Here is a 25,343-nt window from a genome sequence, read left to right as displayed (position 1 = left end):
GGTCTGGGTGCAGGTGCTAATCCACAGGTTGGCCGTGACGCAGCTCTCGAAGACAGAGATCGAATTAAAGATTCCCTGACTGGCGCCGATATGGTGTTTATCGCAGCTGGTATGGGTGGCGGTACCGGTACTGGTGCAGCGCCTGTTATTGCTGAAGTGGCTAAAGAGCTTGGCATTCTAACAGTAGCGGTAGTAACTAAACCGTTTAGTTTTGAAGGTAAAAAGCGTTTGGCATTTGCTGAGCAAGGTATCGATGAGCTCTCTAAGCATGTTGACTCTTTGATCACGATTCCAAACGAAAAGCTACTTAAAGTACTTGGTCGTGGTGTAACACTACTAGAAGCTTTTGCAAGCGCTAACGATGTTCTTAAGAATGCCGTTCAAGGTATTGCTGAGCTAATTACTCGCCCTGGCATGATCAACGTCGACTTTGCGGACGTAAGAACTGTAATGTCTGAAATGGGTCACGCAATGATGGGTAGCGGCATCGCCAAAGGTGAAGACCGTGCTGAAGAAGCGGCTGAAATGGCAATTTCTAGCCCACTTCTGGAAGACATCGATCTAGCGGGCGCTCGTGGTGTTCTTGTCAATATTACTGCTGGTCTGGATATGCGTCTTGACGAGTTTGAGACGGTTGGTAATACAGTGAAGGCATTCGCTTCTGACAATGCGACTGTTGTTATCGGTACTTCTCTAGACCCTGATATGACTGACGAAATCCGCGTAACAGTTGTAGCGACAGGTATTGGTAATGAGAAAAAGCCAGATATCACGCTAGTTGCGGGTGGTAAAGCTAAAGTCGCACCGACGCCGCAAGCTCAACCACAGCAACAAGCAGCGGCAACGCAAGCTGAAGAAAAACCGGCACAGACCTTGCAAAATAATCAAGTGCAAGAGAAGCCACAGGTAACTCCTCAGCCGACAAACACTGCTCCTTCTTCTCCAGCTTCGTCGAGCCAAAGTTCTGCGGCTCCAAAGCAAGAAAAGGAAAGTGGTTATTTAGATATACCGGCATTTTTGCGTCGTCAGGCTGATTAATCTTTAACCCATAAATTTGACATGGCTCAAAATTATGGTAGCATTCACGGTCGACGTTACAGACGGCCGTGTTTTGTAGCAAATTTTTGAGAGGCAAGCAGATGATCAGACAACGTACTCTGAAAGAAATAGTGAAAACAACTGGTGTGGGTCTCCACTCTGGTCGTAAAGTCACACTTACTCTGCGCCCGGCTGCTGCAAATACAGGTATCATTTACCGTCGTACAGATGTAAATCCACCTGTAGATTTTCCAGCTGATCCAGCTTCGGTTCGTGACACCATGCTTTGTACTGCATTGGTAAACGATGAAGGTGTGCGTATTTCAACTGTTGAGCACTTGAATGCGGCACTTGCTGGTATGGGCATCGATAACATTGTTGTCGAAGTAGACGCACCTGAAATTCCGATCATGGATGGTAGTGCAAGCCCATTTGTATACTTGCTACAACAAGCAGGTATCGAAACGCAAAATGCGCCAAAACGCTTCATCCGCATCAAAAAGCCAGTTCGTTTTGAAGATGGTGATAAATGGGCAGAATTTGTACCATTTAACGGCTTCCGTATGGACTTCGAAATTGAGTTTAATCACCCAGCGATTGAATCAGACGAGCAACGTTTGCTGTTTGATTTCTCGTCAAAAGGCTTTGTTCGTGAGATTTCTCGAGCACGTACGTTTGGCTTTATGCGTGATATCGAATATCTACAATCTCAAAACCTAGTTTTGGGTGGTAGTTTTGACAATGCTATCGTTTTGGATGATTACCGTATTCTTAATGAAGAAGGTCTACGCTTTGAAAATGAGTTTGTGACTCACAAAGTGTTGGATGCGATTGGTGACCTTTACATGTGTGGCCACCCAATCATTGGTGAATTCCGTGCCTTTAAATCTGGCCACGGTTTAAATAACCAACTGTTACGTGCTGTTCTTGCAGATCAGGAAGCGTGGGAGTGGACTACATTCGAAGAAGAAGTCGGCTCACCAGTAGCATTCGCAGAACCAAATATGGTGCTTGCGTAAATACTTGGCATTAGAATTAATAAAAAACCAGGCTTATGCCTGGTTTTTTGCTATTTGGCTTTAATCCTGGATTTATCAATAACATTCAAGTTTTCAGCATATTGAAATAACGTTCACTTACGATCTTCCTTTTCTGCTATATCGGCTAATCGTTTTAAACGCTCTTGAATTTTCGGTGGCGCCATGTCGGCAATCGTCATTAATGACTTTGCTGCAGATGCGGTTAGTGGTGGACGCTTAGGTCTGTCGTCTTGTTGAAAGCGGTTTCGATATAGTGAAGGATTGATCCTCACTTCAACGCTCATCAGCTTGGCAAAGCCTTGAGTACGAAGTTTATTTAGGATCATGAGGCGATCGTAATCGATCTTCATTTTGATCGCGGCACTAGAGACATCGATCAATAGATGGCCGTTACGAACATTCGCTACTCGGCAATGATCGGCCGTCCCCGTGGGTAAGACCTCTTGCAAAGCTTGGTTAAGCTGTAAGATTTCTCCAGCATGTTCTTGAATCTGCTTGAACTGTGACTCAGCAATAACATCTTCAGTCGAGGTTGGACGGTGATCACGCATAGGTAAAATCTAATTTTGTTGAGATATAGCTATTCTAGAGCAGCTTTCTATCAAGGTATAGTTTACATTAACGTCTTTAGCTTCAGTTTTACAATGTAGCAAGGTAAAAAGCAAAGTTTGCTCTGGATGGATTACACATATTGCGGTATGCAATATCGGCTAATCAGTCACCACTTTAAGTAAAAACTTCAGAGTGCTTCAAACAAATACGTCTATTTATGGTTGTATCGATTAAAAATCCTTACACTAAGCCACATTGTTTCAAAACTTAGCCTTGAAATATGGATGTTTGAACTCAATATCTTTGATAAATGATTTATCTCAGTATTCTTAGTTCCAAACTGGCAGAGACTGAAGGCATTATGAGTAGATCGGGAACGGTCTGAATAAAGAGAGATTCACGAAAAATGATAACTAAGCTACTGACAAAAGTGATTGGCAGTCGCAACGACCGAACACTGCGCCGCCTTAGAAAAATTGTAAAAGAAATTAATAACTTTGAGCCAACATTCGAAGCTCTAAGTGACGAAGAGTTAAAAGCAAAGACGGTTGAGTTCCGTGAGCGCCTAGAGAAGGGTGAAACTCTTGATAAACTACTTCCAGAAGCTTTTGCTACGGTTCGTGAAGCATCTAAGCGTGTCTACGGTATGCGCCACTTCGACGTCCAGCTTATCGGTGGTATGGTTCTAAATGCGGGTCAAATCGCTGAAATGCGTACGGGTGAAGGTAAAACGCTGACGGCAACGCTCCCTGCTTACCTAAATGCCCTAGCTGGTAAAGGCGTTCATATTGTAACAGTGAACGATTATCTAGCTAAACGTGATGCAGAGACAAACCGCCCTCTGTTTGAATTTTTAGGTATGACTGTTGGCGTAAACGTGCCAAACATGCCTCCTCAAGAGAAAAAAGAAGCGTACCAAGCTGACATCTTGTACGGAACGAACAATGAATTTGGTTTTGACTACCTTCGTGACAATATGGCTTTCCGTAGCGAAGATCGCGTACAACGTGAACGCTTCTTTGCAGTTGTCGATGAGGTGGACTCAATCCTAATTGATGAAGCTCGTACCCCTTTAATCATTTCTGGTCCTGCTGAAGATAGCTCTGAGCTATACACCCGAATCAACCTTTTGATCCCGCATCTTAAAAAGCAAGACAAAGAAGACTCTGAAGAATATCGTGGTGATGGTCACTACACTGTTGATGAGAAATCAAAGCAAGTATACCTCACAGAAACGGGCCAAGAGTACGTTGAAGAACTGTTGGTGAAAAATGGTCTTATGGAAGAGGGTGACACACTTTACTCTCCGACTAACATCAGCATGTTACATCACGTGAATGCCGCTTTGCGTGCTCATGTGTTGTTTGAGCGCAACGTTGATTACATCGTTACTGACGAAGGTGAAGTAGTAATTGTTGATGAACATACTGGTCGTACAATGCCAGGTCGTCGTTGGTCTGAAGGTCTTCACCAAGCAGTAGAAGCGAAAGAAGGCGTTAAGATTCAAAACGAAAACCAAACTTTGGCTTCGATTACCTTCCAGAACTATTTCCGCTTATACGAAAAACTGTCTGGTATGACAGGTACTGCGGATACTGAAGCGTTTGAGTTCCAATCTATTTATGGCTTGGAAACGGTGGTTATCCCAACCAACAAACCAATGATTCGTAACGATATGCCGGATGTAGTGTACCGTACCGAAGCTGAGAAGTTTGCTGCAATCATTGAAGATATCAAAGAGCGCGTTGCGAAAGGTCAGCCAACATTGGTTGGTACCGTATCGATTGAAAAATCAGAACTTCTTTCTAACGCATTGAAGAAGGCTAAGATCAAACACAACGTATTGAATGCAAAATTCCATGAGAAGGAAGCGGAAATTGTCGCTGAAGCGGGTATGCCTGGTGCGGTAACTATCGCGACCAACATGGCCGGTCGTGGTACGGACATTGTGCTTGGCGGTAGTTGGCAATCAAAAGTGGAAGCTTTGGAGAACCCAACTCAAGAACAAATCGATGCGATTAAAGCAGAGTGGAAAGTGGTACATGATCAAGTACTAGATGCTGGTGGTCTACACATCATTGGTACTGAGCGCCACGAATCTCGCCGTATTGATAACCAGCTACGTGGTCGTTCTGGTCGTCAAGGTGATGCGGGTTCATCGCGCTTCTACCTATCTATGGAAGACTCTTTGTTACGTATTTTCACTTCTGATCGTATGGCGAGCCTTATTCAAAGTGGTATGGAAGAAGGTGAAGCTATTGAATCGAAAATGCTTTCTCGCTCAATTGAAAAAGCACAGCGCAAAGTGGAAGGTCGTAACTTTGATATCCGTAAGCAGCTACTAGAATACGATGATGTGGCGAACGATCAGCGTAAGGTTGTCTACGAGCTGCGCGACGAATTGATGAACGTTGAAGACATCAGCGGTATGATCGAGCAAAACCGTGAAGATGTGCTAACCGCGGTTATTGATGAGTACATCCCGCCACAATCACTAGAAGATATGTGGGACGTTGAAGGTCTGCAAGAGCGCTTGAAAGCAGACTTCGATCTTGATGCGCCAGTGAAGCAATGGCTTGAAGAAGACGATAAGCTTTACGAAGAGGCGCTACGCGAGAAGATCATCAATCTAGCCGTTGAAGTGTACAAAGAGAAAGAGGAAGTGGTGGGTGCGCAAGTGCTTCGTAACTTCGAGAAATCGGTTATGCTTCAAACTCTGGATACGCTTTGGAAAGATCACTTGGCAGCAATGGATCACTTGCGTCAGGGTATTCACTTACGCGGCTATGCGCAGAAGAACCCGAAACAGGAATACAAGCGTGAATCGTTTGAACTGTTTGAAGGTCTACTAGAAGCGCTGAAAACTGATGTGATTACTGTTCTATCTCGCGTTCGAGTTCAGCAACAAGAAGAAGTTGAACGTATGGAAGAGCAACGTCGTGCGCAAGCTGAAGAGGCCGCTCGTCGTGCTCAAGCGCAACACGCAGCAGCACAAAACCCTCTTTCTGAAGGTGAAGAATCTGAAGAAGGTTCAAGTCAGCCAATGGTACGTGATGAACGCAAAGTAGGTCGCAATGAGCCTTGCCCTTGTGGTAGTGGTAAGAAGTATAAACAGTGCCACGGCAAAATCGACTAACGTATTAGTCAGATAATTTTTTAAAGAGTCGCCTAGGCGGCTCTTTTTTTAAGCAAATTCTGTGGCTGTCGAATTTCATAAGTTTTGATAGCATCGGATAGTTTTAGAGATTCAAAGACCGTTGAAGTGTAACGGCTTGAGAGTTAGGAACCCCTATGAAAAGAATTCACATAGTCGCGGCTATTATTTTTAACCAAGACAAATCAAAAATTTTTATTACAAAGCGTCCAGACGACAAGCATAAAGGCGGGTTTTGGGAGTTTCCCGGCGGGAAAGTCGAGTCAGGAGAAAGTATTGAACATGCTCTAGCAAGAGAACTTGAAGAAGAGGTAGGAATTGAAGTTACTGAGCAAGCCCTTTTCGAGCATTTGGAATATGACTATCCAGACAAATCACTTAAGTTTGATTTTATTACGGTATCTAAGTTCAGTAATGAGCCTTACGGCCGAGAAGGTCAAGAAGGTCGCTGGGTTGAGATAAGAGAATTGGGTAACTATGCCTTTCCTGAAGCGAACGTGCCTATCTTGGTGCGTGTCGTAAAAGAGTTCGCTTAAGCCTGATGAACTTGCTTGTGGTAACCACGGTATGTTGTTAGTTTAAACAGATTAAGCGAAACGAGAGAACGAGAGCAAACCTCGTTATCCAGAGAAGGAGAGAAAGCGCAATGGTTCGTATTGCAATCGCAGGAGCAGCAGGCCGAATGGGCCGTAATTTGGTTAAAGCTTCACACCTTAACCCAGAGGCGACAGTGAGCGCGGGATCAGAACGACCTGAGTCCTCACTTGTCGGTGTCGATATCGGTGAACTTTGTGGTGAAGGCAAATTCGATGTGTTCTTAACGGATGATCTTGCTAAAGACGTCGATAATTTTGATGTAATCATCGATTTTACTGCCCCAGTAAGTACGTTGGCGAATCTTGAACTGTGTAAGAAGCATGGAAAGAGTATTGTGATTGGGACGACTGGTTTCAGTGATGCAGAGCGTGAACTGATTGACGAAGCCGCTAAGCAAGTGCCTGTTGTCATGGCTCCTAACTACTCTGTTGGTGTGAACCTAGTATTTAAGCTTCTTGAGAAAGCAGCCAAAGTGATGGGCGACTACTGTGATGTTGAGATTGTCGAAGCACATCATCGTCATAAAGTTGATGCTCCTTCTGGTACCGCTATCGGGATGGGCGAAGCCATTGCTGGTGCGATGGGCAACAAGCTGAATGATGTAGCTGTCTATGCGCGAGAAGGTATCACAGGTGAACGTACTAAAGATGAGATCGGCTTTGCTACAATTCGCGCTGGCGATATTGTCGGTGAGCACACAGCCATGTTTGCTGATATCGGGGAACGAGTGGAGATAACGCACAAAGCGACCGATCGTATGACGTTTGCTAATGGCGCCGTCAAGGCCGCTGTTTGGTTGAGTGCCAAACCAGCGGGCTTTTATACCATGACAGATGTTTTGGGATTGAATGAACTCTAAATACATAATTATTCGCCGGCGGTAGCCGGCTTTTTTATATCTATAGAATTAGTTGTAAATGAAATGATTCTAACAGAAAGTATTTTGGTGCTTACTTTTGTTGTTGTTTTGGTTGTTTTGTGGGTGTTTTGGGTTTTGATGTCTAAAAACTAATGTCTTTTTTGTTGGGTGAACGTTTGCGTGAAAAACTCATACTTTTTTGTGATCTCTAAAAAGTTCAAATTTGTAAAATTCATTAAACCTCTATGCCTCTCTATGTAATAGCATGTAAAAGTTATCTTTTTGGGCCTTACTGATTCAAAATGACCTTACTCGCTAGAAATTAATCATTTATTTTTGATTGTAGGTTGACAGGTTTCGAGTCCAACTTTAGAATACCGCCAATTTGTCTGAAATACCTATTTATGTAGATTTTATAGGTAAAGGAAGGCATGTTTGCAGTTTGATTTATTTTTTTTGCATTTTTATTCTGGAGGTTGTCTTGGGTAAATTAGCACTGTTGGTCCTAGAAGATGGGACAGTGTTCCGCGGAGTGTCCATAGGGGCAGATGGTCTTTCCGTTGGTGAAGTCGTTTTTAATACCTCGATGACGGGGTATCAAGAAATCCTCACTGATCCTTCCTATTCTCAGCAAATCGTCACTCTCACTTATCCTCATATTGGCAATACCGGAACCACTTCCGAAGATGAAGAATCCTCTTCCATTCATGCACAAGGCCTTGTGATTCGCGATCTTCCTCTAATCGCTTCTAACTTCCGTAACGAACAATCCCTCTCTGATTATCTTAAGTCTCAAAATATCGTTGGCATCGCTGATATCGATACTCGTAAGCTCACTCGTATCCTGCGTGAAAAAGGTGCTCAAAACGGCTGTATTGTTGCGGGCAACAACCTAGACGAAGCTTTGGCACTAGCGAAAGCAAAAGAATTCCCAGGCTTAAAAGGAATGGACCTTGCGAAAGAAGTTACAACAAAAGAAGCGTATCAATGGAAGCAAGGTTCGTGGACGCTTGAAGGTGGACTTCCAGAGGCGAAAGATGACAGCGAGCTGCCATACCACGTTGTCGCTTACGACTTTGGCGCAAAACGCAACATCTTACGAATGTTGGTTGACCGCGGCTGCCGCTTAACGGTTGTACCTGCAGAAACGTCAGCGGAAGAAGTTCTGGCACTAAATCCAGATGGCGTATTCTTATCGAACGGCCCTGGTGACCCAGAACCATGTACTTACGCGATTGAAGCAACCAAAGTGTTCCTAGAAAAAGGCCTGCCAATTTTTGGTATTTGTCTAGGTCACCAAATTCTGGCGCTAGCATCAGGTGCTCAAACGGTGAAAATGAAGTTTGGTCACCACGGTGCAAACCACCCAGTAAAAGATTTAGAGCGTAACGTTGTGATGATCACTTCGCAAAACCACGGCTTTGCGGCAGATGAAGCAACATTACCGGAAAACTTACGTGCTACTCACGTATCGCTATTTGATGGCTCTTTGCAAGGTATCCACCGCACAGACAAGCCAGCATTTAGCTTCCAAGGTCACCCAGAAGCGAGCCCTGGTCCACATGACGCGGCACCGCTATTTGACCACTTTATCGAACTAATCAAAAAACACAGCGCTTAATTCGGAGTAGTAGATAATGCCAAAACGTACTGACATTCAAAGTATTCTAATTCTTGGTGCTGGTCCGATTGTTATCGGTCAGGCATGTGAGTTTGACTACTCTGGCGCACAAGCGTGTAAAGCTCTTCGCGAAGAAGGTTACCGAGTTATCCTGGTTAATTCTAACCCAGCAACCATCATGACTGACCCAGAGATGGCAGATGCGACTTACATCGAGCCGATTCAGTGGGAAGTTGTACGCAAGATCATCGAGAAAGAACGTCCTGATGCAGTTCTGCCAACTATGGGTGGTCAGACAGCACTTAACTGTGCGTTAGATTTAGAGAAGCACGGCGTTCTCGCAGAGTTTGGCGTAGAGATGATTGGTGCAACGGCTGATGCAATCGACAAAGCGGAAGACCGTTCTCGTTTTGATAAAGCGATGAAGTCTATCGGCCTTGAGTGTCCTCGCGCAGATACAGCGAAGAGCATGGAAGAAGCTTACAAAGTTTTAGATATGGTTGGCTTCCCTTGTATCATTCGTCCATCGTTCACCATGGGTGGCACTGGTGGTGGTATCGCGTACAACAAAGAAGAGTTCGAAGAAATCTGTCGTCGCGGTCTGGACTTATCTCCGACCAACGAACTTCTTATCGATGAGTCACTAATCGGTTGGAAAGAGTACGAAATGGAAGTCGTTCGTGACAAAGCGGACAACTGTATCATCGTATGTTCAATCGAGAACTTTGACCCAATGGGTATCCATACGGGCGACTCAATCACGGTTGCTCCAGCACAAACACTGACTGACAAAGAATACCAGCTTATGCGTAATGCATCGCTAGCCGTTCTACGTGAGATTGGTGTTGAAACAGGTGGTTCAAACGTACAGTTTGGTATCAACCCGAAAGATGGTCGTATGGTCATCATCGAGATGAACCCACGTGTATCTCGCTCTTCTGCGCTAGCATCAAAAGCAACAGGCTTCCCAATCGCGAAAATTGCCGCGAAACTGGCTGTTGGCTTTACGCTAGACGAACTACAAAACGACATCACAGGTGGTGCAACACCTGCGTCATTTGAACCAACTATCGACTACGTCGTAACTAAGATCCCTCGCTTTAACTTCGAGAAATTTGCTGGTGCAAACGATCGTCTGACAACTCAGATGAAATCGGTTGGTGAGGTAATGGCGATTGGTCGTAACCAACAAGAATCTCTTCACAAAGCACTGCGTGGCCTAGAAGTTGGCGCAACTGGTTTTGATGAGATGGTCGATCTGGAAGCGCCAGATGCACTGACTAAGATTCGTCACGAACTTAAAGAAGCAGGTGCAGAGCGTATCTGGTACATCGCCGATGCATTCCGAGCGGGTATGTCAGTCGACGGTGTGTTCAACTTGACTCAAATCGACCGCTGGTTCCTGGTTCAAATCGAAGAAATTGTAAAACTCGAAGAACAAGTCAAGGCGGGCGGCTACGCAGGTTTGACCAAAGAAGTGCTTCGTCAGATGAAACGCAAAGGCTTCTCTGATGCTCGCTTGTCTAAATTGCTTGGTGTCGCTGAAAGTGAAATTCGCCGTGCTCGTGAGCAGTTTGATATTCATCCGGTTTACAAACGTGTGGATACATGTGCAGCAGAGTTTTCTTCTGACACGGCTTACATGTACTCATCTTACGATGAAGAATGTGAAGCAAACCCAACAGACAAAGATAAGATCATGGTTCTTGGTGGCGGTCCAAACCGTATCGGCCAAGGTATCGAATTCGATTACTGTTGTGTTCATGCATCACTTGCGCTGCGTGAAGACGGTTACGAAACCATTATGGTTAACTGTAACCCAGAAACGGTATCTACTGACTACGATACGTCTGATCGTCTGTACTTCGAGCCAGTAACTCTGGAAGATGTACTGTCTATCGCTCGCGTTGAAAAACCAAAAGGTGTGATTGTTCAGTACGGTGGTCAAACGCCACTTAAACTGGCTCGTGCTCTAGAAGCGGCTGGTGTGCCAATCATTGGTACTAGCCCAGATGCTATCGACCGTGCGGAAGACCGTGAACGCTTCCAAGCCGCTGTTGACCGTTTAGGTCTACTTCAGCCAGAAAACGCGACAGTAACAACGATGGAGCAAGCGGTTGAGAAATCGAAAGAAATTGGCTTCCCATTAGTTGTTCGTCCATCTTATGTACTCGGTGGTCGTGCGATGGAAATCGTATACGACGAGCAAGACCTGCGTCGCTACTTCAACGAAGCAGTAAGCGTATCGAACGAGTCTCCAGTTCTGCTAGACCGTTTCTTGGATGATGCAACCGAAGTTGATATTGATGCTATCTGTGACGGTGAACGCGTCGTTATCGGCGGTATCATGGAGCACATCGAACAAGCGGGTGTTCACTCTGGTGACTCTGCATGTTCACTGCCTGCATACACGCTAAGTCAGGAAATTCAAGACAAGATGCGTGAGCAAGTTGAGAAGTTAGCATTCGAACTCGGTGTGCGCGGTTTGATGAACACGCAGTTTGCTGTGAAAGATAACGACGTTTATCTAATTGAAGTGAACCCTCGTGCTGCTCGTACGGTACCATTCGTATCGAAAGCGACAGGCGCTCCTCTAGCGAAAATCGCTGCACGTGTAATGGCGGGTCAATCTCTAGAGTCACAAGGCTTTACTAAAGAGATTATCCCTCCTTACTACTCAGTGAAAGAAGTGGTTCTGCCGTTCAACAAATTCCCTGGTGTTGACCCTCTATTGGGCCCTGAAATGCGCTCAACAGGTGAAGTAATGGGTGTGGGTGCAACGTTCGCAGAAGCTTACGCGAAAGCAGAGCTAGGTTGTGGTGCGGTTTATCCTGAAGGTGGTCGTGCGCTACTGTCTGTACGTGAAGGTGATAAAGAGCGTGTTGTTGACCTAGCTTCTAAGTTAGTGAAACTGGGTTACCAGTTGGATGCGACACACGGTACAGCTGTAATTCTGGGCGAAGCGGGTATTAACCCACGTTTGGTAAACAAAGTACACGAAGGTCGTCCACACATTCTTGACCGCATCAAGAACAACGAATACACCTACATCGTAAACACGGCTGCTGGTCGTCAAGCGATTGAAGATTCGAAAGTTCTACGCCGTGGTGCACTGGCTGAAAAAGTGAACTACACAACGACACTGAATGCAGCGTTCGCTACATGTATGTCTCATACTGCAGACGCAAAAGCGTCAGTAACTTCGGTTCAAGAGTTACACGCTAAAGTGAAAGCGAGTCTAGACGCGTAACAGATAAAAATCAGTAAGCTCATTAATCAGGACTTACATGACAACCTCATTGCCCGCTCATTTGAGCGGGCTTTTTTATATCGAGGTTTTTCTAAAATGAAGAGCATTAAAGTGTGCTAGGAACGATTGGTATGCTTCGCTTTTGAAGATCATTAAGCTAATGATGGCAAGCAATGTACCCAAAGATGAAGAAATAGTACTACCATTTGCTACAACAAAATTAATGCTGCAAGTGAGAATGATAAAAGAGATAGTAAGTAAGTTTATTTTTGCAGCAACACTTAATCCTTTGCTTATTGTCAGAATGTTTGGAATGCATACAACAACAACCGTAATAGCTCCCAATGTAAGGAGGTAAGTATCTAGAGCAATGTGTTGAGTGAAAGAAAACCAGTCATTCCAAATGCTTAAGCTAATAGCCAGACCAATAGTCAATGCCAAGTATAAACATATACTTAGTGAGATGTTTGCTATGCTAATTGATTTAGTATTCAACTTTCAATTCCTCATAGATTCCAATAGCAAGATTTCTTAACTCTCCCGAATAACCGCTTCCTACTATGCTAATTGAGCCTCCAATTGCATCTAGAAGCTGATGAGAAATGGATGCGGATATTGTTGCTTGTGAATACCTCTTAGGAATTTCTCCTGACAACATTAGCTGTTTACGAGCTTTATTCGAAATGCTCGGAAGGTTTTTACGGATGATTTCTTTAGTTAATCTTGTTCTTTCTTGTCTGTTTAAGCCTTTTAGAATCTCGGGAACGCCTTTCTTAGTGGTTTGCTTAAGAGATTGAACCATTTTTATCGTTTGATATCCACTAGCGCCCGCTCCAGCTAAGGAGATGTAATCTAAAGCTTTAGTTGTATTTTGATACCACTCATTACTGTCTATATCCGATAATTTGTCTGGTGATTTAGATACCATACGGGTTCTTGCTACTCCAATAGCACATTGAGCTGTGGCAGCAACAGTAGCGGCGTGTGAGATATAGGACATAGTTACGCCCACAGGACCACTTACTGGTATTGTTAGCCCCGAACCAACTACCCCAATCCAGCCAATCGCTGCACCAATACAGCTAATGCTCGCTGATAGAAGCTCTTGATTGAATCTTGATTTTGACTCTTCCTGTTTTATTTTTTTTGCAAATTCTTGAGATGATTGTAATTTTATCGGTTCTCGTAGAATGATAAAGGTAGGATTGATATGGCATGTGGATTTAAAGTCTCTTAAGCGTACAACGGTGAATTTGTTATCAATATAAATTACACCCGCACCGCTAGTCTCTGGTTTAGCGTCAATAACGCTGAATAGCTGATTAATATTCACTATCTGTTCGATTTTTAAGCGTAATTGCTGTTCTTTTATTGATGGTCGAGTCAGTAAGGCTTCCATTATTTTCGTTTTTTATCAGATTAAATATTTCCTATTAAGACAGCATTTTCTTTTTCTATCAAAATATTAAGAGGCTCTTGAGGTGAGGCTCTATATTTGGATGTAATTGATATTTTTAATGTATCATTCTCTAGATTTATTAACTGATGAAAATTAGGAATAGATTGGTGTCTTGACTTTCCATTGGTAGTTTTGTGAATAAGTGCTACCGTTTCTTCCTCTTTGATACCTCTTCAAAAAGGAAGTGTAGTGGAAATCACGGTTGAAATTTTGTTGGCCTTATTTTTGGTTGCGACTGCCGCAGGCTTTATTGATGCGATGGCTGGTGGGGGAGGGCTCATTACGCTCCCTGCGCTTTTGGCTGCGGGGTTGAGTCCGACTCAAGCTCTAGCGACCAATAAGTTACAAAGTTCGTTTGGCAGTTTCTCTGCTAGCTGGTATTTCGTGCGTAACGGTATTGTTAGCTTAAAGGAAATGCGTTTTGCGATACTCTGCACTTTTATAGGCGCTGCAATCGGTGCCGAGGCTGTGCAGTTTATTGATGCTAGCGTACTCACCAGTTTGATCCCTGTTCTTTTGATAGCCATTTCCCTCTATTTTTTACTCGCGCCAAGTACGCGAAAAATCGATGGAGAACCAAAGTTATCTGAAGCGATGTTTGCGCTATGCATTGGTGGCGGAATCGGTTTCTATGATGGCTTTTTTGGCCCTGGGACTGGATCTATTTTTACTGTTTGTTTTGTTGCACTAGGTCACTTTTCTTTGGTCGAAGCCACTGCTAGAACCAAAATTCTCAATTTCACGTCAAACATTGCGGCACTACTCTTTTTTATCTTCGCTGGGTTGCCTGTGTGGAAGCTTGGCTTAACCATGGCTGTTGGCGGTTTTCTTGGTGCTCAGTTAGGAGCGAAGGTCGTGGTAAGTAAAGGACAAAAATGGATTCGTCCTCTAGTTATAGTGATGTCGATGCTTATGGCAACGAAACTTCTTTGGCAACAACATCAGCAATGGATTCTGTCAGTGCTTTAACTCGTTCGCTACGATATGTGCTGTGACGTAAGCAGATATGTATTGGTCGAACTAACTGATCTAGCTCTTCAAAGTCATAGCAGAACTTAGATGTGATATTAAGTGTCGTTAGGATAGATTTAGGGATTAAAGCGGGAGCCATACCTCCCAAAGCCAGTTGTGCTGCCGCAGTATACGAATCCATTTCCATCAAAGGTTCGATTCCGTGTTTGGATAAAATAGCTTGTTGATATGTGTTGGCAGGGTTAGTTAAGTCATTGGTCAAAATAGCTTTAGGTAGTTGTGAAAGTGAATGTCGACTGACAATTGAGAAAGGTTCATCGGCGAGGTGAAGGCTCATTAATCCATGATGAGGTGGTAGATAGCCAGCGCAAAATCCCAATGTTGCTTTGCCTGATTTCACATTCTCAATAATGCGTGGCGTATGATTGGTCGATATTCGTATGTACTGATCATGGGCAAAGTGTTCTGCCATGATCATGCTGAGGTATCCCGCCACTAAGGTTTCAGAGCAGTCCATTTTGATTAAAGAAGTATCTTCTATTTGTTGTTGATCGTGGATTTTTCCTCTTAACTCATTGAACGTGGGTTCTATTGTGTTTATGAGGGCAAGGCCATCGGAGGTCAGCTTTATGTGCCGACCATTTGGCTCTATCAATTTTTTTCCTAACTTCTTCTCTAGATTTGAAATACGTTTACTCACGGCAGATTGACTAATATAGAGTTGACTGCCTGTGCGGCTCATGGTTTTTTCTTTACTGAGGACAAGTAACGTTTCAATACCTTCAAGCAACATAATGATTAATGAAAGTTAGGAATGGTTGAGATAATTTAGCGAATTGCCCAAGAATTGGCGAATCAAATGAGCATAAATGAGAGGAGCCGACACTTGGTCGACTCCATGGTGAGTGATGTTGTTGGTGTTTAACGGTTAATGGCGAAAGTTGGCAGGGATAGATGCCAACGAATCGCACCGAGACGTATAATGAGCGTTGAGATTACACCAGCGAGTAAAGCCGTTGAGTGGTCATAACCCATGTTTACCGCCATCGTATGGAAGATGCCGCCAATAATACATGCCGTAGCATAGACTTCACTTCTTAATACCATAGGAACTTCGCGAGCCAGCACGTCTCGTATAATGCCACCGCCACAGCCAGTAATAACCCCCATTATCACCGCGACCATCCCAGATGCATTGTAGGCGAGTGCCTTTTCTACTCCTATTCCTACAAATACAGCGAGACCGATGGCATCACAAACGGGTAATACCCACCATGAGAGTCGCTTGGGTCTTCGAATAACAAGCATGGTTAGTAGACACGTAACAAATATCACCCATAAGTAAGTCGTATCTGTTATCCAAAATACGGGAGTGGCACCAAGCGCCATGTCTCGGATTGTTCCGCCACCTATAGCAGTCACACTGCCGAGCACGATAACGCCGAATGGATCCATTTTTAAACGGCCCGCCAGTAATACGCCAGAGATAGCGAAAACAGCGGTACCGAACAAATCGATCATATAAAGCAGCATGGAGTCCATGTTACTTAGTACCTTTAAATAGTGTGAGAAAAAATGGGCGGAAATTGTACGGTATTTGCCACGAAATCGTTAGCGTTTTTGACGAACGCTTTTAAAGTGCTCACACACTTCCTTGATCGCGTTCAATGTGCGTGGTGTCGGACGGTTAATCCAATCAGAGTTTAGGGACCAGATGTGTTTGTTTTTAAGGGCAAGAAGCTCATTACTCCACTCAGCCCACATACCATCGTTACTCATTGCGTGACGAGAAGTAAAAATAACCTCTGGCTGGCGAGTAATGACTTGTTCGATGCTAACTTGAGGATAAGGCGCGCTGGATGCGGCGAAAATGTTCTCACCACCGCAAAAAGTAAAGACTTCACTTGGCCAGTTCTTTCCGGCGACAGTGATGATAGGCTTTTCACTCAACTGATAAAAGTAACGAACTTTCTCGTTCGTGTTGTACTGTTCTTTTAGTGTACTCAGCTGCGTTCTAAAATCTTCAGCGGCCTTTTTTCCTACTTGTGGAGTTTCGCTGTATTGGCTGAGTTGCTCGATATTATTGGCGATATCTTCTAATGAACCTGTAGTGGAGTAATAGATAGGAATACCGAACTGTTTAATTTTCTCCAACTCTTTAGCGGGGTTTCCGGCTGGCCAAGCAATCACTAAGTCCGGTTGAAGAGCAATAATGCGCTCTAATTTAATTCCTTGATAATTTGAGACTCTTTCTAGCTGCTTTGCCTGTTCTGGATAATCGCTCATTTCGCTGACAGCAACAAGCTGGTCTCCTAGCCCTGCAGCAAAGGCAATTTCGGTGGCATGTGGAGCTAAACTTATAATGCGTTGAGCGGGTTGAGCGACGGTCGCTGTCGAAACAAACAGCGTTAATGCGAAGCATAATTTATTCATCATAATCCTTGATAAATTATTCCTAAAAGCAAACTTTGGATTGCGATCCAAGCCAGGACGCGCCAAACGAGCAGCGTATGTATTTGTGAAAGGTGAATAGCCGATGGCGCAATGCGCCCACCGATTTTTGCGCGCTCTGCACGCACACCTTGATAGATAGCAGGGCCGCATAAAGACAGTTGTAGTTTGTGTCCGATAGTACATAACACCCAACTAGGTCCTGGTAAGGGCCAAGACTTCGCTTGCTGTTGTATTCCAGAGAGCACATTACTTGTATTCTTTCCGGCAGCTAAAAGTATGGCAAAGAGACGAAGTGGAATAATATCCAGAGTAGCAACCAGTTGAATCACAGGTTTACCAAAGGGCAAATATTGGCGTCGGCTAGGGGACCACACTCGCGCTAATTCTGTTGTGAGTCGATACATTAACGCACCAATACCACCTGTTAGTGCGTACCAAAATAGCACACCGATCACGTTGCGGCTGTATGCCATAATCAGGGTTTCTGAGCCAGCTTTACCTATGCCAACGAGCGAGAGGCTACCAGTATCGCGATTAAGGTATGGTCTCAGTAATGCTCGACACTGAGCTTTGTCTTCCGAAGACATACTAGTTACGAGCTGTTTCGTTAACGTTTCGCTGTTGCGCCAGTCTAGCGCAAGGATCAATAGAACCAGTTCATATAAAGGGATTTGCCAAACAAATGGCTTTACTGCAATCAGTAATATCAAACAAGGAAACAGTATCAAGCCTAGTGCAAGACTGCCTGAGATTACACTCTGTGAGTAATTGTGATTATTGTTCACTTTGTTGGCTAGCTGTTCTGCTAGCTTTCGCCATAAAGTGATGGGGTGCGCTGAATGGGGGATTGGCACTAGAAGGTGCAAGAGCAGTGCGCCCCACATTATAAGGAGCGCACCGTTGGCATAAAATGACTGAAAAACTTCTTCCATGAATGAGTCGTTTACTTAATGAGTTCCAGCATTTTGAATACCATTTCGGAAGAGCTTTTTGCTGCTAGAGGCAGGAACTCATCAAAGCTCATTGGTGATTCTTTATCAGCGACATCAGAGATTGCACGCACAACAACAAACGGAGTGTTGAATTGATGACAAGTTTGAGCGATAGCAGATGCTTCCATTTCTACAGCGATAACTGACGGGAAGTGTTTACGAATAAACTCTTGACGCTCAGCAGTACAAACAAACGCATCGCCAGTACAAATTAGGCCGCGAACCGCATGAGTGTTTTCCATTTGTGCTAGGGCTTTTTCGGCTAAGTCCATTAGCTTGTCATCCGCTTTGAATGCAGCTGGTTGACCGGCCATTTGGCCAATCTCATAACCAAAAGCGGTTACGTCTGCATCGTGATGACGAACTTCTGTAGAGATAACTACATCGCCAAGGTTTAAGCTTGAATCGAAACCGCCAGCAGAGCCTGTGTTAATCACAACGTCTGGTTGGTATTCATCAAGAAGGATTGTCGTGCCCACCGCCGCTGCAACTTTACCGATGCCCGATTGTAGTACGACGACTTCAACATCGTTAATTTGACCAGAGAAAAACGTACAACCTGCTTTATTTACAGTTTTGCAGTTTGTAATTGCTTGCTTCAGGATGGTCACTTCTTGTTCCATCGCACCGATGATACCAACTTTCATAACACTCTCTTTAAGTAAATATTTTAGTTGGCCGAGAGTATAGCACTCCCCGTTGGCAGTTTTCTATTTGATGAGCTTCGCTTGAGTGAGCTTTTCTCGTAATTGATCGGCGCGCTTTCTGTTTACGCCAAAGTCAGAGTAGCCCACACGAGATTCCGAGCGCACAATCAGTTGGTCTCCTGCTATTTTTAGTTCGAGGTCATCCACGAAGCGCATGATTTTAGATGTGCACTCGATACGAAGGTAGTTGCTTTCTTTCACCGCGGTTTTCGCGCCTGGCAGTTCAAGCGCAACTTGCTCAATAGCGTCGATGTTCGCTGAATCCACTAAGATGAATGGCGTTAGGTTGTATTTTTCTCGCGTGTCTTGGGTGGAGACGCAGTTTGGTTTGTCACCACAAGGTGATTGAGAACGATCCGTCATGGTTGTGACTCCTTGGCTACAAGCGGTTAAGCCGAGCAAAGTAATGGAAAGGAGAGCGGCTTTTTTCATTGTATTTACTCTTATAATTTTGTTTCTAATTATATGGATACAAAAGAAAAAGGATCCAATAACAGGACCCTTTTTGTGAGGTTAGCTGAGATTAAACTTCGAGGTAATCGAGAATGCCTTCTGCCGCTTTTCGTCCTTCATCAATTGCGGTTACGACAAGATCAGAACCTCGTACCGCATCGCCACCCGCGAAGATCTTTTCGTTGCTGGTCTGGAACTGGAACTCTTGCTTCGCTGGGGCTTTGATACGACCCCATTGATCCAAATCGACATCAAACGGTGCTAACCAGTCCATTTTGTGCGGCTGGAAACCAAACGCCATGATAACAACGTCTGCTGGTAGAACGTGCTCGCTGCCTTCAACGGGTTCTGGACGTCGGCGACCCGCTTCATCAGGTTCACCAAGTGCGGTTTTCACCACTTTGACCCCCGAGACTTTGCCTGACGCATCCACTTCCACTCCCAAAGGCTGAAGGTTGAACATGAACTTCACGCCTTCTTCCTTTGCGTTTTTTACCTCGCGACGAGAGCCTGGCATGTTGGCCTCATCACGACGATAAGCACAAACTACGTTGGAGGCACCTTGGCGAATTGAGGTACGAACGCAGTCCATTGCTGTATCACCACCACCCAGTACGACGACTTTCTTTCCTGCCATATCGATAAAGGGTTGGTTACTCTCAAGATCCATGACTTTGTAGGTGTTCGAAACTAAAAATGGCAGCGCGTCATACACACCCGGCGCATCTTCATTATCTAGACCAGCACGCATGTATTTATAGGTGCCAACGCCCAAGAAAACAGCATCGTATTCATCAAGTAGCTCTTGCATTTGGACATCTTTGCCTACTTCCATGTTCATGCGGAACTCGACGCCCATTTCAGTGAACACACGGCGGCGGTTTTCCATCACGCCTTTTTCAAGCTTGAAGGAAGGAATACCGAAGGTCAGAAGGCCTCCAATTTCAGGGTAGCGGTCAAACACGACTGGCTTAACGCCATTGCGCACTAGGATATCCGCGGCAGCCAAGCCAGCTGGGCCTGCTCCAATGATTGCGACCTTTTTATCGGTCCACTCCACCTTGGACATATCTGGCTTCCAGCCCATTTCAAACGCTTTGTCGGTAATGTACTTTTCTATGTTACCGATGGTGACGGCACCAAAGTCATCATTAAGCGTGCATGAACCTTCACATAGGCGGTCTTGAGGACAAACGCGCCCACATACTTCCGGTAGGCTGTTGGTTTGATGCGATAGTTCAACCGCTTCAAGAATACGACCTTCATTGGCAAGTTTTAACCATTGAGGGATGTAGTTGTGGACTGGGCATTTCCATTCACAATATGGGTTGCCACAATCTAAGCAGCGATCCGCTTGTGCAGTCGCCTGTTGTTTAGTGAACGGTTCATAGATTTCAACGAACTCGATCTTACGAACTTTGATAGGCTTTTTCGCAGGATCTACACGCTGCACATCGATAAATTGATAAACGTTCTGGCTCATGATTCAAACATCCTCCATGATTACTGTGCTTGAACACGCAGCTCTGCGGCACTGCGGCTCTGGTGACCAAGTAGCGTGCGAAGATCTGCCGCTTGTGGTTTCACCAAATAGAACTTTGGAATCCATTCATCAAAGTTCGCCAAAATATTTTCAGCATGACTCGACCCTGTTTCTTCAAGGTGTTCCGCAATTAGGCCACGCAAATGTTCTTGGTGGATGTAAAGATCGGACAATGAGATGGCTTCGACAGACTCAGTATTAACTCGACCTTCAAAGCTTTGGTTCTCATCCAGAACATAGGCAAAGCCTCCAGTCATACCCGCGCCAAAGTTCACACCTGTCGCACCAAGAATGGCAACAATACCGCCAGTCATGTACTCACAAGCGTTATCGCCAGCACCTTCAATGACGGCTATCGTACCTGAGTTTCGTACGCCGAAACGCTCACCTGCTTTACCGGCTGCAAATAGTTTACCGCCGGTCGCGCCGTACAGACAGGTGTTACCAATGATGGTTGCTTCATTACACTTAAATGCAGTGCCAAGGTGAGGTTTGATAACCACTTTACCACCCGCCATGCCTTTGCCCACGTAGTCGTTCGCATCGCCCGTGAGGTAAAGCTCTACACCACCTGCGTTCCAAACACCAAAGGACTGGCCTGCGGTGCCGTCAAGATAGATTTTGATAGGGGAAGCCGCCAACCCTTGGTTGCCATAGCGTTTTGCTATTTCGCCAGATAAGCGTGCACCAACAGAACGATCAGTGTTGATGACATTGTAGAAGAAACTTGCCGATTGACTGTTTTCGACCGCATGCATGGCATCATCAACGATCTTTTGGTTGAGCTCAGCTTTATCAAACGGTTTGTTTGGCTCTGTCCAAAATAGCGGATGGCCCTCAGGTGATACTGGAGCTTCTAGAATATTGGATAGATCCAGCTTGGTCTGTTTCGCTGTAAATCCCTCTACTGCCTCAAGTAAATCGGTACGACCAATCAAGTCCGTCAGCTTTTCAACGCCAAGTTCGGCGAGTAATCCGCGCACTTCGTCTGCCAGGCCGATGAAGTAATTCATCACCATTTCTGGTAGACCTTTGAAGTATTCTTTACGCAGTGTCTCGTCTTGAGTCGCAACCCCAGTTGCACAGTTGTTGAGGTGACAAATTCGTAGGAACTTACAACCCATAGCGACCATTGGCGCAGTACCAAAACCGAAGCTTTCTGCACCTAAAATTGCGGCTTTAACTACGTCTAAACCAGTCTTTAGACCACCGTCTACCTGTAGGCGGATCTTATGACGCAGACCATTAGCAACCAGAGCTTGTTGTGTCTCTGCCAACCCCAACTCCCAAGGGCTACCAGCGTATTTTACCGAAGTTAATGGGCTTGCTGCGGTACCACCGTCGTAACCCGAAATGGTAATAAGATCAGCGTAAGCCTTGGCTACACCCGTTGCGATGGTGCCGACACCTGGCTCGGAGACGAGTTTTACCGAAACCAGCGCATTCGGGTTGACTTGTTTAAGGTCGAAGATCAGCTGGGCCAAATCTTCAATCGAATAGATATCGTGATGCGGAGGAGGGGAGATCAGAGTCACGCCTTGTACCGAATAACGCAGTTTTGCGATTTCTGCGGTGACTTTGTGTCCTGGTAGCTGTCCACCTTCACCCGGTTTCGCACCTTGTGCCACCTTGATTTGCAGTACATCCGCATTAGTCAGGTAATGCGGCGTTACACCAAATCGGCCAGAAGCAATCTGTTTGATACGTGAGTTACGCTCAGTACCGAAACGGCGAGGATCTTCACCGCCTTCACCCGAGTTAGAGTAACCACCAAGACGGTTCATCGCCGTTGCAAGTGCTTCATGCGCTTCTGGGCTAAGTGCGCCAATGGACATTGCCGCTGAGTCAAAGCGTTTGAACAGTTCAGTGCGTGGTTCTATTTGCTCAAGTGGCAGCGGTGAGTCTGATTTTTTCAGCGACATTAAGTCACGCAGCATGGCAACAGGGCGTTGGTTTACCTGCTTAGCAAAGCTCTGATAGTCGTTACTTTCGCCAGATTTAACGGCCTGTTGCAGCGTGCCGACAACATCCGGGTTGTAAGCATGATACTCACCTCCATGGACGTACTTTAACAAGCCGCCATGATCAATCGATTTGCGTTTCGCCCATGCTTTACGAGATAAGTTTGTAAGATCTTGCTGGAAGTCGTCAAAATTCGCGCCTTCAATTCGAGTTGTGACGCCTTTAAAACACAGAACGACCACATCTTGGCTCAAGCCAACTGCTTCAAATAGTTGTGAGCAGCGGTAAGAGGCGATAGTTGAGATCCCCATTTTCGACATGATCTTGTACAGGCCTTTGTTGATGCCGTATTGGTAGTTTTGCATCACATCGCGGTAGTCTTTCTCTAGTGCTTTATCATCAATCAGTTTACCTAACGCTTCATAAGCAAGGTATGGGTAAACCGCAGTGGCACCAAAACCAAGCAAGACGGCAAATTGGTGTGGATCACGGGCTGTTGCGGTTTCGACAACAATGTTGGCATCGCAACGTAAGTTCGCGTCAATCAGACGAGTTTGAACGGCGCCGACTGCCATTGCTGCCGGAATTGGTAACTTACCTTTGACCAAGGCTCTGTCCGAAAGAACCACTAAAACCGTGCCTTCACGAACGACTTGCTCTGCTTGCTCACACAGATCATCAATGGCTTGTTTAAGATCTTTTTGTTGTGGATCGTAGTTGATATCGAGAATGGTATTACGGTAATGATCGTCACTCAGCTCTAGTAATTGCTGCATGTCTGAATAGAGCAGTACTGGAGAATCAAAGGTTACACGATGCGCGTGGCCATCGGTTTCACAGAAGACGTTCATCTCCTGGCCGATGCTGGTCGCTAGCGACATGACGTGTTTCTCACGCAGCGGATCGATTGGTGGGTTGGTGACCTGCGCGAACTTCTGACGGAAGTAATCAGTCACCAAGCGCTCTTTCGAAGAAAGAACCGCCATCGGGGTGTCATCACCCATCGAACCGACGGCTTCTTGCCCCATATCACCGAGGACACGCAATACTTGATCGACTTCTTCATTGCTCATGGCAAACTGCTTTTGATAAGTCTTAAGCAAGTCTTCATCAAAGCTGCGCTCACCTACTTGATCTTCAGGTAGCTGAGAGAACGGTGTTAGTTTGCGAACGTTGTTCTCCATCCATTCGCGATAAGGGTGACGAGATTTCAGGTCATTATCGATCTCGCTAGACTGCCAAAGCTTACCTTTACGAGTGTCGATGACGAGCAATTCCCCCGGACCTACACGACCTTTTTTGGCAACTTCATCTGGGGCGTAATTCCAAATCCCTACCTCAGATGCCAGAGTGATCAGCTTGTCTTTGGTAATTACATAACGCGCAGGACGTAGACCGTTTCGGTCTAGGTTACAAGCAGCATAACGACCATCGGACAGTACGATACCTGCTGGGCCATCCCATGGTTCCATGTGTTTGGAGTTGAAATCGTAAAACGCACGCAAATCCGGATCCATATCCGGGTGGTTTTGCCATGCTGGCGGTACGAGCATACGCATGGCACGGAAGATATCCATGCCGCCAGCTAAAAAGAGATCTAGCATATTATCTAAGCTAGACGAGTCTGAGCCTGTCTCGTTCACAAACGGTGCTGCAGTTTGTAGGTCAGGCAGCAGTGGTGACGAGAACTTGTAAGCACGAGCGCGTGCCCATTGTCGGTTACCTTCAATGGTATTGATCTCACCATTATGAGCAAGGTAGCGGAACGGTTGAGCTAATGGCCAACGCGGTTGAGTGTTGGTAGAAAAACGCTGGTGGAACAGACAGATAGCAGATTCCATACGTAGATCGGCAAGATCAAGATAAAAGCGCGGTAAGTCCGCAGGCATGCATAGGCCTTTGTACACCAAAACTTGAGTCGACAAGCTACAGATGTAGAAATCCGGATCTTCGGTGATTTGTTTCTCGATGCGACGGCGTGCGATGTAGAGGCGACGCTCAATGTCGCGTTCGCGCCAACCTGCCGGTGCAGAGACAAAGACTTGCTGAATATTTGGAAGCGAGTTGGCCGCAATTGGACCGAGTACTTCTGAATTAGTTGGTACTTCACGCCAACCAGCCACAGTTAGCGTCTCTTGCGCCAGTTCTTTGTTGACGATGTCTTTAGCGAGTTGAGCTTTGACTGGATCTTGGTTGAAGAAAATCATCCCTACGGCGTATTGCTTGCCAAGGTTGAAACCATTTTCTTCGGCAATAAGACGTAAATAGGAATCGGGCTTTTGTAATAGAAGACCACAACCATCACCAGTTTTACCATCGGCGGCGATACCACCACGGTGAGTCATGCGGTCAAGTGCAGAAATTGCTGTACGTACCAGCTTGTGGCTTTGTTCGCCTTCCATATGCGCGATCAAGCCAAATCCACAGTTGTCTTTCTCAAGACTTGGATCATAAAGAGCCATTGCAATTCTCCCTTTGCTTATCCGTCATCCCGACAGATATATCAACACTGCTTACGTTGATATCGATGACTAACTATGCGTCATCTTTATAGCTTTATGTATAATTATTCAGTAAAAGTTGTGAAATATTTAACATTTTTTGAGTGTTTTATTTTCATCAACTTCACAAGCTATAGCTTATTGTAAAAAAGGTCAAGTTATTAGTGGATCATCACGTGAATATACGAT

The 25,343-nt window shown here is 45.2% G+C and carries 19 protein-coding genes; 8 read left to right on the top strand and 11 right to left on the bottom strand.

Translation table 11 applies throughout. The features are described 5' to 3' along the window. Together ftsZ and lpxC are read left to right on the top strand one after the other, a co-directional pair. On the top strand, window positions 1–1,038 hold a 1,038-nt coding region (ftsZ, locus tag R7P35_RS20310), incomplete at its 5' end, for a cell division protein FtsZ (protein WP_318092533.1). Window positions 1,039–1,139: 101 nt separating this feature from the next. Next, window positions 1,140–2,057, top strand: coding sequence for a UDP-3-O-acyl-N-acetylglucosamine deacetylase (gene lpxC / locus R7P35_RS20305; protein WP_005381871.1), 918 nt, complete (start codon window positions 1,140–1,142; stop codon window positions 2,055–2,057). A gap of 113 nt (window positions 2,058–2,170) precedes the next feature. Here the strand turns inward: lpxC and R7P35_RS20300 are convergent, their stop codons facing one another. Next, complete coding sequence (locus R7P35_RS20300; RefSeq protein WP_017821484.1) at window positions 2,171–2,629, bottom strand: DUF721 domain-containing protein; 459 nt, start codon at window positions 2,627–2,629, stop codon at window positions 2,171–2,173. A gap of 407 nt (window positions 2,630–3,036) precedes the next feature. Between R7P35_RS20300 and secA the strand changes: the two genes are divergently transcribed. The 5 genes from secA to carB all read left to right on the top strand — a co-directional run bounded on the left by secA (window position 3,037) and on the right by carB (window position 12,111). Then, window positions 3,037–5,766, top strand: coding sequence for a preprotein translocase subunit SecA (gene secA, locus R7P35_RS20295; protein WP_213904800.1), 2,730 nt, complete (start codon window positions 3,037–3,039; stop codon window positions 5,764–5,766). A 155-nt stretch (window positions 5,767–5,921) separates the two neighbouring features. Continuing rightward, window positions 5,922–6,320, top strand: coding sequence for an 8-oxo-dGTP diphosphatase MutT (gene mutT / locus R7P35_RS20290; protein ID WP_005381867.1), 399 nt, complete (start codon window positions 5,922–5,924; stop codon window positions 6,318–6,320). Window positions 6,321–6,430: 110 nt separating this feature from the next. Next, complete coding sequence (dapB, locus tag R7P35_RS20285; protein ID WP_005381860.1) at window positions 6,431–7,240, top strand: 4-hydroxy-tetrahydrodipicolinate reductase; 810 nt, start codon at window positions 6,431–6,433, stop codon at window positions 7,238–7,240. Window positions 7,241–7,721: 481 nt separating this feature from the next. Continuing rightward, on the top strand, window positions 7,722–8,861 hold the full coding sequence (gene carA / locus R7P35_RS20280) for a glutamine-hydrolyzing carbamoyl-phosphate synthase small subunit (protein ID WP_017821483.1): 1,140 nt from the start codon (window positions 7,722–7,724) through the stop codon (window positions 8,859–8,861). 16 nt (window positions 8,862–8,877) lie between these two features. Beyond that, window positions 8,878–12,111, top strand: a complete 3,234-nt coding sequence (gene carB, locus R7P35_RS20275; protein WP_005381854.1) for a carbamoyl-phosphate synthase large subunit — start codon at window positions 8,878–8,880, stop codon at window positions 12,109–12,111. A 75-nt stretch (window positions 12,112–12,186) separates the two neighbouring features. Here the strand turns inward: carB and R7P35_RS20270 are convergent, their stop codons facing one another. Both R7P35_RS20270 and R7P35_RS20265 read right to left on the bottom strand, forming a co-directional pair. Continuing rightward, window positions 12,187–12,606: a hypothetical protein gene (locus R7P35_RS20270; RefSeq protein ID WP_155396149.1), complete on the bottom strand. Its 420-nt coding sequence runs from the start codon at window positions 12,604–12,606 to the stop codon at window positions 12,187–12,189. After that, the gene (locus R7P35_RS20265) at window positions 12,596–13,510 is read right to left on the bottom strand and encodes a hypothetical protein (protein WP_025768414.1); all 915 of its coding nucleotides are present in this window, start codon (window positions 13,508–13,510) and stop codon (window positions 12,596–12,598) included. The genes R7P35_RS20270 and R7P35_RS20265 overlap by 11 nt, the downstream gene beginning before the upstream one ends. A gap of 249 nt (window positions 13,511–13,759) precedes the next feature. Here R7P35_RS20265 and R7P35_RS20260 point away from each other — a divergent pair, with 249 nt between their 5' ends. Next, complete coding sequence (locus R7P35_RS20260; RefSeq protein ID WP_005381847.1) at window positions 13,760–14,539, top strand: TSUP family transporter; 780 nt, start codon at window positions 13,760–13,762, stop codon at window positions 14,537–14,539. On the opposite strand, the gene R7P35_RS20255 is transcribed toward R7P35_RS20260, so the two are convergent. The 8 genes from R7P35_RS20255 to gltB form a co-directional block, all read right to left on the bottom strand. Then, window positions 14,481–15,335 (bottom strand): LysR family transcriptional regulator, encoded by an 855-nt coding sequence (locus R7P35_RS20255; protein WP_064353625.1) that lies wholly within the window; start codon window positions 15,333–15,335, stop codon window positions 14,481–14,483. The genes R7P35_RS20260 and R7P35_RS20255 overlap by 59 nt on opposite strands. A 128-nt stretch (window positions 15,336–15,463) precedes the next feature. Continuing rightward, complete coding sequence (locus R7P35_RS20250) at window positions 15,464–16,084, bottom strand: TRIC cation channel family protein (protein WP_005387377.1); 621 nt, start codon at window positions 16,082–16,084, stop codon at window positions 15,464–15,466. Window positions 16,085–16,153: 69 nt separating this feature from the next. Beyond that, window positions 16,154–16,975: a vitamin B12 ABC transporter substrate-binding protein BtuF gene (gene btuF / locus R7P35_RS20245; protein ID WP_025768416.1), complete on the bottom strand. Its 822-nt coding sequence runs from the start codon at window positions 16,973–16,975 to the stop codon at window positions 16,154–16,156. Then, window positions 16,975–17,928, bottom strand: a complete 954-nt coding sequence (locus R7P35_RS20240; protein WP_064353626.1) for a cobalamin biosynthesis family protein — start codon at window positions 17,926–17,928, stop codon at window positions 16,975–16,977. Before R7P35_RS20240 ends, btuF begins: the two co-directional genes overlap by 1 nt. Before the next feature lie 11 nt (window positions 17,929–17,939). Then, window positions 17,940–18,635, bottom strand: coding sequence for a 5'-methylthioadenosine/S-adenosylhomocysteine nucleosidase (gene mtnN / locus R7P35_RS20235; protein ID WP_005381837.1), 696 nt, complete (start codon window positions 18,633–18,635; stop codon window positions 17,940–17,942). Between the two features lie 63 nt (window positions 18,636–18,698). Further along, a complete protein-coding gene (locus R7P35_RS20230) occupies window positions 18,699–19,127 on the bottom strand; it encodes a DUF1499 domain-containing protein (protein ID WP_025768418.1) in 429 nt (142 codons plus the stop codon). 91 nt (window positions 19,128–19,218) lie between these two features. Beyond that, window positions 19,219–20,631 (bottom strand): FAD-dependent oxidoreductase, encoded by a 1,413-nt coding sequence (locus R7P35_RS20225; RefSeq protein WP_005381833.1) that lies wholly within the window; start codon window positions 20,629–20,631, stop codon window positions 19,219–19,221. Between the two features lie 20 nt (window positions 20,632–20,651). Continuing rightward, window positions 20,652–25,115, bottom strand: a complete 4,464-nt coding sequence (gene gltB / locus R7P35_RS20220; RefSeq protein ID WP_213904801.1) for a glutamate synthase large subunit — start codon at window positions 25,113–25,115, stop codon at window positions 20,652–20,654. Window positions 25,116–25,343: the final 228 nt, after the last annotated feature.

Origin of the sequence: Vibrio sp. Vb0304 (assembly GCF_033338995.1) — a bacterium.
Taxonomy (GTDB): domain Bacteria; phylum Pseudomonadota; class Gammaproteobacteria; order Enterobacterales; family Vibrionaceae; genus Vibrio; species Vibrio alginolyticus.
The sequence above is the reverse complement of the archived record's forward strand: the minus strand, read 5'-3'. Positions and strand labels throughout refer to the sequence as shown.